General features: G+C 65.3%; 11 protein-coding genes and 1 tRNA gene. 5 read left to right on the top strand and 7 right to left on the bottom strand.

What is annotated here, in order from left to right; translation table 11 throughout:
• Window positions 1-4: 4 nt before the first annotated feature.
• Complete coding sequence (locus AB4061_RS15185) at window positions 5-379, bottom strand: hypothetical protein (RefSeq protein WP_441635076.1); 375 nt, start codon at window positions 377-379, stop codon at window positions 5-7.
• Between the two features lie 61 nt (window positions 380-440).
• Window positions 441-1481 carry a site-specific integrase gene (locus tag AB4061_RS15180; RefSeq protein ID WP_441635074.1) on the bottom strand — a complete coding sequence of 347 codons (1041 nt, stop codon included), beginning with the start codon at window positions 1479-1481 and terminating at the stop codon, window positions 441-443.
• Window positions 1482-1646: 165 nt separating this feature from the next.
• Here AB4061_RS15180 and AB4061_RS15175 point away from each other — a divergent pair.
• Window positions 1647-1721: transfer RNA gene (locus tag AB4061_RS15175), tRNA-Arg, on the top strand.
• A 74-nt stretch (window positions 1722-1795) separates the two neighbouring features.
• Here AB4061_RS15175 and AB4061_RS15170 read toward each other — a convergent pair.
• On the bottom strand, window positions 1796-2128 hold the full coding sequence (locus tag AB4061_RS15170) for a DMT family transporter (protein ID WP_441635072.1): 333 nt from the start codon (window positions 2126-2128) through the stop codon (window positions 1796-1798).
• Window positions 2129-2471: 343 nt separating this feature from the next.
• Between AB4061_RS15170 and AB4061_RS15165 the strand changes: the two genes are divergently transcribed.
• A complete protein-coding gene (locus AB4061_RS15165; protein ID WP_441635238.1) occupies window positions 2472-2912 on the top strand; it encodes a hypothetical protein in 441 nt (146 codons plus the stop codon).
• Between the two features lie 10 nt (window positions 2913-2922).
• On the opposite strand, the gene AB4061_RS15160 is transcribed toward AB4061_RS15165, so the two are convergent.
• Window positions 2923-4113, bottom strand: coding sequence for a benzoate/H(+) symporter BenE family transporter (locus AB4061_RS15160; protein WP_441635236.1), 1191 nt, complete (start codon window positions 4111-4113; stop codon window positions 2923-2925).
• Window positions 4114-4208: 95 nt separating this feature from the next.
• Window positions 4209-5135, bottom strand: a complete 927-nt coding sequence (locus tag AB4061_RS15155) for an amino acid ABC transporter substrate-binding protein (protein ID WP_441635070.1) — start codon at window positions 5133-5135, stop codon at window positions 4209-4211.
• A 571-nt stretch (window positions 5136-5706) separates the two neighbouring features.
• Here AB4061_RS15155 and AB4061_RS15150 point away from each other — a divergent pair.
• A complete protein-coding gene (locus tag AB4061_RS15150) occupies window positions 5707-7629 on the top strand; it encodes an ATP-binding cassette domain-containing protein (protein WP_441635068.1) in 1923 nt (640 codons plus the stop codon).
• Between the two features lie 67 nt (window positions 7630-7696).
• Here AB4061_RS15150 and AB4061_RS15145 read toward each other — a convergent pair whose 3' ends face one another.
• Both AB4061_RS15145 and AB4061_RS15140 read right to left on the bottom strand, forming a co-directional pair.
• Window positions 7697-7843: a hypothetical protein gene (locus tag AB4061_RS15145; protein ID WP_173430684.1), complete on the bottom strand. Its 147-nt coding sequence runs from the start codon at window positions 7841-7843 to the stop codon at window positions 7697-7699.
• Window positions 7840-9072 (bottom strand): MFS transporter, encoded by a 1233-nt coding sequence (locus tag AB4061_RS15140; RefSeq protein WP_441635066.1) that lies wholly within the window; start codon window positions 9070-9072, stop codon window positions 7840-7842. The genes AB4061_RS15145 and AB4061_RS15140 overlap by 4 nt, the downstream gene beginning before the upstream one ends.
• A 305-nt stretch (window positions 9073-9377) precedes the next feature.
• Here AB4061_RS15140 and AB4061_RS15135 point away from each other — a divergent pair, with 305 nt between their 5' ends.
• Window positions 9378-11369, top strand: a complete 1992-nt coding sequence (locus tag AB4061_RS15135) for a DNA topoisomerase IV subunit B (RefSeq protein WP_441635064.1) — start codon at window positions 9378-9380, stop codon at window positions 11367-11369.
• Window positions 11370-11417: 48 nt separating this feature from the next.
• A complete protein-coding gene (locus AB4061_RS15130) occupies window positions 11418-12212 on the top strand; it encodes a lytic transglycosylase domain-containing protein (protein WP_441635062.1) in 795 nt (264 codons plus the stop codon).
• Window positions 12213-12255 lie beyond the last annotated feature (43 nt).

Here is a 12255-nt window from a genome sequence, read left to right as displayed (position 1 = left end):
CCACCTATGGGCGTTCGCGAGCCACGATTGTGCCACCGCTGCGCGCCTCATCTAGTGCTGCAGCCCACACTGCCTCTGCCACACCGCGCCAGCCGTAGTGCGTACCGGCCGCCTGTACCGCCGTGGATCGCCAGATCCTCTCGAATGCCTCCGGGTCGAAGTCCGCGCCAGTCAGAAGCATGGTTGCGGATGGGGTGCTCGCCAGCAGCACACTCAATTCGTGGCGCGCCTCGCCCAGCTCGATGCCTTCTGGATCTCCCCCTGCATCAATGCGAGCGAGCGCGGTGAGCAGGCGCTGCGCGACCTGGCGGACGGTGGGCTTCTGCCCTGTCGGCTCTTCGGGCATCTGGCACCCGGCGGCGGATTTCTTGTTACCCATGATCGGTGTACTCGGTTAACACTGTATAAATATACAGTGTTAACGGGCAGCCGCGCCACGGTCAGGCCGTCTTCAGAGGGAAGTGGAGTAGCTTGCCCTTTTCTGCCACGTCAGCGGGATCCAGGTTGGTGTACCGCTTCAGGTTCCGCCAATCTTTGTGCCCCGTAACGGCTGCGACTTCGGGGATGTCCCAGCCGGCCTCGAATAGCTTGCTCGTCGCTTCGTGGCGCAGATCGTGCAGGTGCAGATCGACTATCTTCTTGGCGTCGCACGCCCACTTGAAGTATTTGCTGGCCGTGCCTGGCTCATGGGGAAAAATCCGGTCATCGGGGGTGTTCCGAGGCTGGCGCTGGATGATCTCAAGGGCATCTCCGATGAGCGGTACCAGCTCGTCGTTGCCTTGCTTCTGGCGGGGGTCCTTCCGGTCACGTACCAGGACAAGGCGGCGGGCTTCGTCCAGGTCGCTCCAGGTGATGCGGAAGATCTCGCCCCGGCGGAAGGCTGATTGCATCAAGACGCGGATGATGGCCTCCATCGGCAACTTGTGCTCGGGATGCTCGCGGAACCAAGCGAAGATTTTCTCTAGCTCAGCGGGGGAGGGTCGGCGCTCACGCTTGCCCCCTGGCCCGACCAGCTTGAGGTGGTTTAGGGCGGGCCAGGCATTTTTCACGACATCGGGCAGGGCGAGGTCCTGGATACTGCTCATATGGCGCATGACCGTGCCCAGCTTGGAGATGTCCATGCTGATGGTGTACGGGCCTGCGCCGGCGGCTTTCCGATCCTGGGCGAACTTGAGGATGTCCTGAGTAGAGAGGCGGTGCACCAGGTGGTCCGCAAAAGCCAGTTTGAGCTTGCGGAGCATGTACTCCTCGTTGGACTTCAGCGCAACGGCGCGGCCCGACTTTTCGCGCGCTTTTCGATAGTCCTCGATGAGGGTGCCGACCGTGAGGCTGGCGACAGCGCGTGGCGTCTCAATGTCCACTTCTGAATTTTTTGCCCACGCCTGCGCTTCCGCTTTGGTGCGAAAGGTTTTTGATATACTCCGGCCCTGCTTCCGGATCTGAGCGCGCCAGCGCTCCCCGATCTTGAGGATCGATGCCATGCGGTCTCCTGTAGCAAATCTGTAGCACGCGCTGCGTGAAATGTGATGATACAGGATGACGCAAAGTGATAAGTTTGGCTTCGACCAATCGCCCGGAAACCCAGGCAGGATAAGGCAAAAGCCAGTCCTGACTAGGGTTTCCAGCTACTGGACAGAACCTATCCTCTCGCCGTAGTTCAATGGATAGAACACGCGCCTCCTAAGCGTGAAATGCAGGTTCGATTCCTGCCGGCGGGACCACCCCACGGTCTTAGCGATCCATCAAAGTTCCCCCCAGTTGAAGTGCAGTGGCTTGCCGCCGCACCGTGCAAGTCTCAATGCGTCCCCATCTTCGAAAACAGCTGAATCACCGCCACCCCCGCAATAATCAGCCCGATCCCCACCCAGGCCGCCAGATCCGGCACTTGCCGATACAGCACGCTGGCAATCAGCGTCACGAGCACGATCCCCGCGCCGCACCAGATCGCGTAGGCGATGCCCACGGGCACGGTCTTCATGACCTGCATCAGCAGGAAGAAGGCGCTGACATAGCCGGCCACGACCAGCACGCTTGGCCACAGGCGCGTGAAATTCTCGGCGGCCTTGAGGCTGCTGGTGGCAATGACTTCAGCCGCGATGGCGAGGGCCAGTAGTACATAGGCATTCATCGATGGGTCCTTCACATTGGCTGTCGCTGGGGCCACATTTTCCCATAGCTGCCCGGCGGGTCTTGCCGGGTGTACAGTGCAAAGCATGCTCGAGGCCGCTTTGCGGGCTGGCGATCCCTCCTTTCGGGTGGTTGTTCCTTGCCGGGATGCCATCTTCAATCGAGGAAGAGCGCGTTGTTCAGGTGCCGGTAGTCCGGAGTCTCGTTGTGGGGTGGTCGCGGTTGTTCCGACCCGCTGGCAGTCGTGATAAAGCCAGCGGCGGGTGAGTCAGGTTTGCAGGGGGAGCGTCATGGAAGGCGAGGGTGGGGTTCAGACCGTGTGGCCGCAGGTGGATGGCCAGACGATGGGTCAGGGGCTCTGGCAGAACACGATTGCCGCAGCGGATGTGGCACTGGAAGAGGCGTCGCGCATCCAGCGAGGCGTGCAGCACAACCTGAAGCTCCAGCAGGAAGTGAGAGCGCTGCGCGAGGAGTTGCGCAAGGCGCACGGCGAGCTGGATCGCTACCGTGGCATGCATGCGCGCGTGGTGGTCGGCATGCGGCAGCTGGAGGAGGATAACGCTGGCGAGATTAGCCGCCTGCGCGCCGATAGCGAAATGCTGATGGTGCGCCACCGGGTCTACAAGCTGCTCTCCGAGCACTATGCGCTCACCGCGCTGCGCTTCGATCCAGCCACGTTTGCCGAGCACCGCGACCGGGTGCTGCAGCACATCCTGTTCCAGCGGCGCAAGGGCACACCGGTTTCCGGGATCGGCGCCACGGACATCGCTTTCCTGCTGCTGTAAGCACTCGCGCTTATCCGGCCTTGGCGGCAGTGCGCGGCCGCAAGACGATCAGCGCCAGCATGCCGCCCACCACGCCCCAGAAGGCGGATCCCACGCCGGCCAGCGTCATGCCTGAGGCGGTGATCATGAACGTCAGCAGGGCGGATTCGCGCTCAGCCGGCGTTTGCATGGCGGTGGTCAGGCCGCTGGCGATCGAGCCGAGCAAGGCAAACGCGGCCACCGCCACGACCAGCGCTTTGGGGAACGCCGCGAACAATGCGGCGATGCTGGCTGCCAGCGCCCCCGCAACCAGATAGCCGATGCCGCAAACCACCGCCGCCGTATAGCGCCGGTTGCGGTCGGGATCGGCTTGCGTGCCGGTGCAGATGGCCGCGGTAATGGCTGCCAGGTTGATGCCGTGTGAGCCGAACGGGGCGAGCAGGGCGGAGGCGATGCCGGTGACAGTGATCAGCGGCGAAGCCTGGACGTGATAGCCGTCGGCGCGCAGCACCGCCAGCCCGGGAATATTCTGCGACGCCAGCGCCACGATGAACAACGGTACCGCGATGCTGACGAAGGCCTGCAGCGAGAACGCCGGCGTGGTCCACACCGGCCTGGCCAGCGCGAAATGGAACGATTCGAAATGCAGCTGACCAAGCGCGCCGGCCAGCGCCACGCCCGCCAGCAGCACGCCCGGCACCGCGTAGCGCGGCCAGAAGCGCTTGCCCAGCAGGTACAGCGCGAACATCACCAGCAGCAACAGGGTCTGGTGCTGGGCTTGCACGAACACGTCGACGCTGATGCGGAACAGGATCCCGGCCAGCAGCGCCGAGGCAATGCTGGCCGGCAGCGCGCGCATCAGTTTGTCGAACCAGCCGGTCATGCCGGCGGCGGTCATCAGCACCGCTGCCATGACGAAGGCGCCGATGGCCTGCGCGTAGGGCACGCCGGGCAGGCTGGCGATCAGCAGGGCGGCGCCGGGGGTGGACCAGGCAACGACGATAGGCGCCCGCGTCAGCAGGGACAGCCCGATGGTGGTCACGCCCATGCCGATGGACAGCGCCCAGATCCACGAGGCGACTTGCGCGTCCGACAAATGGGCGGCCTGGCCGGCCTGGATCATCAGCACCAGCGAACTGGTGTAGCCCGTCAGCATGGCGATCAGCCCGGCGACCAGGGCGGAGACGGAGAGATCGGTCAGCTTCGGGGGCGTGGTGGACATGGGGCGGGACATGGGGCGGCACCCGACGCAACGCGTGCGGAAAAAGCGGATGGGCCGCCATCTTCGCACGAGTTGCGCCGTGCCGGACGCGGCTCTCAGTCAGCGACCTTGTCGCTAGGGAACTTGAAGGAATCGCGCAGCAGGTAGCTCATCGGGATGTCGAGGTTGACCCCTTGCGGCGGGATCGGCGACTGGAACCATTTCTTGTAGAGCTTCTGGGTATCGAGCGAATAGATGGCGGCGATCAGGGTCTTGTCCACCAGCCGCTTGAACTCGGCGTCCTGTTTCGACAGCATGATGGCGTAGGGCTCGATCGTCAGCATCTCGTCGGTGACGGTGTAGCGGGCCGGGTCGCGCGCATTGGCGCGCAGGCCGTAGAGCAGCACGTCGTCCATCACGAAGGCGTCGGCCTTGCCTTGCTCGACCATGGTGAAGGCTTCGGCGTGGTCCTTGGCTTCCACCACGTGGATCTGCATGGCGCCGGAACCGTTGATCTGGCGYACCACCGCGAGCGACGTGGTGCCCACCGTGGAGACGACCGTCTTGCCGCGCAGGTCGCCCAGCTTGCGGATGCYGGAGTCGGTCTTGAYGAGCATGCGGCTGCCGGCGATGTAGTGCGGAATGGTGAAGGCAACCTGCGCGCGCCGCTCGCGGTTGTTGGTGGTGGAGCCGCATTCGAGATCGGCCTTGCCGTCGACGATGGCGGCGATGCGGCTGGCCGGCGTGACAGGAACGAATTCCACTTTGAGGCCTGGGAGCCGGAGCGCGCCGCGCAGGGCGTCGGCCACTCGCAGGCACAGGTCGATGGCATAGCCGTAAGGCTTGCCGTCGGCCACGAAGGAGAACGGCACCGAGCTTTCGCGGTGGGCGATACGCAGCACGCCGGTCTGTTCGATGCGCTGCAGCACCGGCGTGCCGCCGGACTGCGCGGCGGCGGGCATGGCGCCGATGCCGAGTGAAAGCGAAAGCAGGGTCGATAGCAGAAGTAGCGGCGGCAAGCGCTGCGCACGCGGATGGATCATGGAATTCCCCGTACAAAGAAAAAGGCATCAAGCGGAATTGGCGTTGGGTCGCCTCTCACCGGTTCGGACCGGTTCTTGTATTGCTGCCGTTGTGCTGCGGCTTGCGGGCCGCCGGCCATTGTTCCATGGGGGAAAGCAGCCCGGCAATCGTCACCGCGTGGGGGTGTTGCGCAGCGCGCAACAGGTGCGTGGCAGACGCATCGCAGACGCATAAGAGGCGCGCCGCAGGGAGCGTTGACGGGACTTTCCCTTACGGACTTGTACGACTAGAGCCAGCCCGGGGCGCTTGCTATGCTCCTTTCCGTGCCTTGCGAGCAGGGCACCGAGGAGAGACTCTTGGGCCCGCGTGAGCGCGGGCCCTTCTTTTTTTGTGGCGGCCGCAGGCCATGGGTTCGCGCCGCCTCCGGCGAGGGTGGGCGCCGGTGGTCTACAATGCCGGCTACCTGGCACCCCGCCGCCCGGTTGCTGTCCGACGCCGGCGCGCGGCCGCGGGATCAAGCCGCTTGAGCTACCTCCTCGAGCTGCCTCCTTGATCAGCCTCCTTTTTGCTGTCTCCTTTCGTATTGCTCCCATGGCCCTGTTTTCGATTTCCGACGCCCAGCTTGCCTTCGGGCATGTGGCCTTGCTCGACCATGCCGACTTCTCGCTGGAAGCCGGCGAGCGCGTCGGCCTGATTGGCCGCAACGGCACCGGCAAGTCGTCGCTGCTCAAGATCGTGGCCGGCTTGTCCGCGCCGGACGATGGCCTGATCGCGCGCCAGAGCGGCGTGACCTCGGCTTATGTGCCGCAAGAGCCGCAGTTCGAGGCGGGTGTGACCGTGTTCGACGCCGTGTCCCAGGGCCTGGGCAAGATCCACGACCTGCTGGTCGCCTATGAAGCGGCGCTGGCGGGGCTGGACGACAACCACGACGAGGACTCGCTGGCCGAGCTGCACCGGCTGCAATCAGATGTCGACGCCGCCGGTGCCTGGGGCTTGCGCACGCGGGTCGAAACCACGCTGGCGCAGCTCAGCCTGAGCGCCGATGTGCGCGTGGATGCGCTATCTGGCGGCATGCAAAAGCGCGTGGCGCTGGCGCAGGCCCTGGTGGCCGAACCCGACATCCTGCTGCTCGACGAACCGACCAACCACCTCGACGTGGAAGCGATCCGCTGGCTGGAAGACCTGCTGCTGGCCTTCCGCGGCAGCGTGCTGCTGATCACCCATGATCGCGCCTTCCTGGACCGCGTGGCCACCCGCATCATCGAACTCGACCGTGGCCGGCTGATTTCCTTCCCTGGCAACTTCGCCGCCTATCAGGCGCGCAAGGCCGAGCTGCTGGCCGCCGAACAGGTCGAGCAGGCCAAGTTCGACAAGCTGCTGGCGCAGGAAGAAGTCTGGATCCGCAAGGGCGTGGAAGCACGCCGCACGCGTAGCGTGGCGCGTATCCAGCGCCTGGAGACGATGCGAACCGACCGCGCGGCCCGCCGCGACGTGCAGGGCAACGTCAAGCTGGAAGTGTCGCAAGGCGAGCGCTCCGGCAAGATCGTTTCCGAGTTGACGGATGTCAGCAAGGCCTTTGGCAACAAGATGGTGGTGCGCGACTTCACCGGCACCATCATGCGCGGCGACAAGGTCGGTCTGATCGGCGCGAACGGCGCGGGCAAGACCACGCTGCTGCGCCTGATCCTGGGCGAGCTGGCGCCGGACGCCGGTACGGTCAAGAACGGCAGCAACATGCAGGTGGCGTATTTCGACCAGATGCGCACGCAGCTGGACCTGGAGCGCTCGCTGGCCGATACCATCAGCCCTGGCAGCGACTGGGTCGAGATCAATGGCCAGCGCAAGCACGTCATGAGCTATCTCAGCGATTTCCTGTTCGCGCCGGAACGCGCGCGCTCGCCGGTCAAGTCGCTGTCCGGCGGCGAGCGCAACCGCCTGCTGCTGGCGCGCCTGTTCGCGCGCCCGGCCAATGTGCTGGTGCTGGATGAGCCGACCAACGACCTCGACATCGATACGCTGGAACTGCTTGAAGAACTGCTGCAGGATTACAGCGGCACGGTGTTCCTGGTGTCCCACGACCGGGCCTTCCTGGACAACGTGGTGACCTCCACCATCGCCGCCGAAGGCGACGGACGCTGGCGCGAGTACGTGGGCGGCTACTCCGACTGGCAGGTCCAGTCGGCGCGCAGCGCGGCCATGCAGGACGCACGCGGTGGCGAGGGCAAGGCCGCCGCGGAAAGCACGAAGCCGCGCGAAGCCCGTGCGGCCAACCGCCTGGTCAAGCTGTCGTACAAGGAACAGCGCGAGCTGGACACGCTGCCGGAGCGTATCGCTTCGCTGGAAAACGAGCAGAAGGCCGTCGGCGCACAGCTGGCGGACGGCTCGCTGTATGTGAGCGACGCGGGCAAGGCCGCGCAGCTGGCGGCCCGCCACGATGAGATTGACCTGGAACTGCTGGAGGCGCTGGAGCGCTGGGAAGTGCTGGAAGCCAAGACCAAGGCCGAGGCGCAGTAAGGCCGCTACGGCTGTGGCTCCGTGGGGAGCCGCAGCCGTCGTCATCGCCGACGGCTTTGGCGCATCCTCACCCGCACCAGGCGAGCACCATGTTCGTCAGGTCCACCATGAAGGCCGGCCGCAGGTAGGCCATGAAGGCCAGCGCCAGCACCCCGGCCAGCGCCGTGAAGCCTGCTGCCCGAAGCGCGAGGCCGGCGGGGCGTGCCGTGATCATGCGGCGGCCCCTTGTGGCCGCGCGATCGCATGCTCGCGGATCGGCAGGTTGACCAGGGCGGCCACTACGCCCAGCCCGATCGCGATCATCCAGACCGTGTTGTAGGTGCCGGTCCGGTCATACAGGAAGCCACCCAGCCACGCACCCAGGAAGCTGCCGATCTGGTGCGAGAAGAACACCACGCCCGACAGCATCGACAGGTACTGCACGCCAAACACCTGCGCGATGATGCCGTTGGTCAGCGGCACCGTGGACAGCCACAGGAAACCCATCATCGCGGCGAACACCCAGGTGCTGGTGGCCGTGAGCGGCAGCAGCAGGTAGCCGGCAATCACCACGGACCGGGTGATGTAGATCAGCGAAAGCAGGAAGCGCTTGGGCACGCGCTGCCCCAACGCGCCCGCGCTATAGGTTCCGAACACATTGAACAGCCCGATCAGCGCCAGCGCCACGGTCGCGATCTTCGGGTCGGTCAGGCCCCGGTCCTTGAGGTAGGGCGCCAGATGCACGCCGATGAACACCACCTGGAAGCCRCAGACGAAGTAACCCAGCGTGAGCAACTGGAAGTTGCGGTTGCCGAACGCTTCGCGCACGGCCTGGCCAATGGTTTGCTGGAAGCCGGGCGCATGCGTCGCGCCTTGCGGCTCGCGCAGGCTGAAGGCCAGCGGCAGCATCAGGCAGGCCAGCACCGCCAGGATGAACAACGCGTTCTGCCAGCCGGCAGTCGAGATCAGCGTCTGCTCCACCGGGATCATCAGGAACTGCCCGAACGAGCCCGCGGCCGCCGCGATGCCCATGGCCCACACGCGCTTCTCGGGGCTGGCCACGCGGCCAATCACACCGTACACCACGCTGTAGGTGGTGCCGGACTGCGCAATGCCGATCAGGATGCCGGCGCCCGAGGCGAAGGCGGTGCCGGAGGTGGCCATGGCCATCACGACCAGGCCCGCCACGTACAGCGCAATGCCGACCAGCATGATGCGGAAGCCGCCGAACTTGTCGGCCAGCGCGCCCGTAAACGGCTGGGTCACGCCCCACATCAGGTTTTGCAGCGCCAGCGCGAAGGCAAAGGTCTCGCGGCTCCAGCCGTGTGTCTGCGTGATCGGCAGGTTGAACAGGCCGAAGCCGTGCCGGATACCCATCGACAAGGTGACGAGCAGGCCACCGCAAATCAATACAGTTGTGAGGGAGAGTGGTTTTCTTGGCGTGTGTTGAATCGTGTTCTGCATGGCGTCCTGCATCCTGGCTCGGTGTGCGTAGTGCTGTTTTAGTTTTGTCGGCGCGGTCCGGAACCGCCTTGGCCACGCCGGTGCGAGCGAGTGTACTCCGCATCGCGGGAGGACGTCGGGCGTCACTCCGGTGCCGCCCGCGACACCGGATGTGCCGAATTGCGCACGGCAATTGCTGGTGACGATTGGCATCAAGACGGCTACCCGCTTCCATTACAATGCAGGCTGCCCGGCCCCCCTGGCAGGCGTGCGGCAACCGCGCCCCCGCCAAGGCTGGCCGAGAATCCCACTAAGCAAGCGACTCCATGGCGAGCAAAATCAGTCAGTACAGCGAATCCTCCATCCGGGTCCTGAAGGGCCTGGAGCCGGTCAAGCAACGACCCGGCATGTACACCCGTACCGACAATCCCCTGCACATCGTGCAGGAGGTGATCGACAATGCCTCCGACGAGGCCCTGGGCGGCCACGGTTCCGAGATCATGGTCACCCTGCACCGCGACGGCAGCATCAGCGTCGAGGACGATGGCCGCGGCATCCCGGTCGGCATCCATCCCGAAGAGCAGGTCCCGGTGGTGGAAATCGTGTTCACGCGCCTGCACGCGGGCGGCAAGTTCGACAAGGGCAAGGGCGGTGCCTATGCCTTCTCGGGCGGCCTGCACGGTGTGGGTGTCTCCGTCACCAACGCGCTGTCGACCCGTCTCGACGTAACCGTATGGCGTGACGCCAACTGCTCCACGCTGACCTTCTCCGGCGGCGACGTCACCGTGCCGCTGGCCACGCGCAAGCTCGAACGCGGCGAGAAGAAGAGCGGCACGCGGGTGCAGGTCTGGCCCGATGCGAAGTATTTCGATTCGGCCGCGATCCCGATGGCCGAGCTGCAGCGGCTGCTGCGCAGCAAGGCGGTGCTGCTGCCGGGCGTCAAGGTCACGCTGCTGCAAGAGAAAAACGGCGAGCGCCAGACCTGGCAGTACGAGCAGGGCCTCAAAGGCTACCTGGTGGAAGCGCTGGCGCAGGGCAGTGGCGCCGAGCTGGTGGTGCCGATGTTCGAAGGCGAGCACTTCGCCGACCCGGACGCCAACCCGGCGGAAGATGGCTTCGCCGAGGGCGAGGGCGCTTCCTGGGTGGTGGCTTGGACCGAAGATGGCGCGCCGGTGCGCGAGTCCTACGTCAACCTGATCCCCACCCCGGCTGGCGGCACGCACGAGTCCGGCCTGCGCGAAGGCCTGTTCCAGGCGGTCAAGAGCTTTATCGAGATGCACGCGCTGCAGCCCAAGGGCGTGAAGCTGATGAGCGAAGACGTGTTCGCCCGCGCCTCGTTCGTGCTGTCCGCCAAGGTGCTGGACCCGCAGTTCCAGGGCCAGATCAAGGAGCGCCTGAACAGCCGCGACGCGGTCAAGCTGGTGTCCACCTTCAGCCGCCCCGCTCTGGAGCTGTGGCTCAACCATCACGTCGAGTACGGCAAGAAGCTCGCCGAGCTGGTGATCCGCCAGGCGCAGGCGCGCACGCGCGCGGCGCAAAAGGTGGAAAAAAAGAAGGGCTCCGGCGTGGCCGTGCTGCCCGGCAAGCTGACCGACTGCGAATCCACCGACGTCACCCGCAACGAGCTCTTCCTGGTCGAGGGCGACTCCGCCGGCGGCTCGGCCAAGATGGGGCGCGACAAGGAATTCCAGGCCATCCTGCCGCTGCGCGGCAAGGTGCTCAACACCTGGGAGACCGAGCGCGACCGCCTGTTCGCCAATAACGAGGTGCACGACATCGCGGTGGCAATCGGCGTGGACCCGCACGGCCCCAACGATGAGCCCGACCTGTCCAACCTGCGCTACGGAAAGATCTGTATCTTGTCCGACGCTGACGTGGACGGTGCGCACATCCAGGTGCTATTACTGACCTTGTTCTTCAAGCATTTCCCCAGGCTGATCGACAACGGCAACGTGTGCGTGGCCCGCCCGCCGCTTTTCCGGGTGGATGCGCCGGCACGCGGCAAGAAGCCGGCCCAGAAGCTCTATGCGCTGGACGACGGCGAGCTGGTGGCCATCCAGGACAAGCTGATGAAGGATGGCATCAAGGACGGCGGCTGGCAGATCTCGCGCTTCAAGGGCCTGGGCGAGATGAACGCCGAGCAGCTGTGGGAAACCACCATGAATCCCGACACGCGTCGCCTGTTGCCGGTGGCGCTTGGCCATTTCGACCTGCCGCAGACCGTGGGCGTGATGAATATGCTCATGGGCAAGGGCGAGGCCGCGCAGCGGCGCACCTGGCTCGAGGAGCGCGGCAACGAGGTGATCGCCGATATCTAGGCGGCACGAATCGAACCGTTCGATATCCGCATGACGCAAGGAGCCCCAATGGCTAAGACCCGACCTGGCAGCACCCGTGCACGGCAATGGATTGCCGCCGGCATGCTGCTGGCCGGCTTGGCCGGCCTGGGCTTCATGCCAGCGGCCCACGCTGCGCTGTATGGCTATATCGACGACGACGGCGTGGCGCATTTCTCCGACGAGAAGCTGGACGCGCGCTACACGCTGTTCATGAAGAACGGCGGCGAGCTCAAGAGCCCGCTGCCGTACCGTGCCGGAGCCGGTGCAGGCAGCCAGATCGACCTGGAGACGCACAAGCTTTACCGCTATGTCGTCAACCATCCCAATATCGCCACGGTCGAGCCCATGATCCGCCAGATCGCGGCGGCGCAGAATGTCGACCCGGCGCTGGTCAAGGCGGTGATGGCGGTGGAGTCCGGCTTCAACGCAGGCGCGGTCTCGCCCAAGGGCGCGATCGGGCTGATGCAGGTGATTCCCGGCACTGGCGCGCGCTTTGGCGTGAGCGCCGATGCCCAGCGCACGGTCGAGCAGAAACTGGCCGACCCGCGCACCAATATCTCGGCCGGCGTGCGCTACCTGCGCTGGCTGATGGAGCTGTTCCCCAACGACCTCGAGCTGGTGCTGGCCGCGTACAACGCGGGCGAGGGCGCGGTGCAGCGCTACAACAACAAGATTCCGCCTTTCCCCGAGACCCAGCAGTATGTCAGCACGGTGCTGCAGTTCTATCGCTTCTACCGTCCGGGCGGCGCGCCCGCGGGGGTGGGCGGGGCGGGAGTCAACCGCGTCAAGATGGTGATCGGTGGCCGCCGCAACATGCCTTGATCCCATCCCGAACCATACGACGAACCGCATAACGAACAACATG

This window comes from Cupriavidus sp. YAF13, from assembly GCF_052113425.1.
In the GTDB taxonomy this organism is placed as follows: Bacteria; Pseudomonadota; Gammaproteobacteria; order Burkholderiales; family Burkholderiaceae; genus Cupriavidus.
This window is presented reverse-complemented; position numbering and strand designations above follow the sequence as displayed.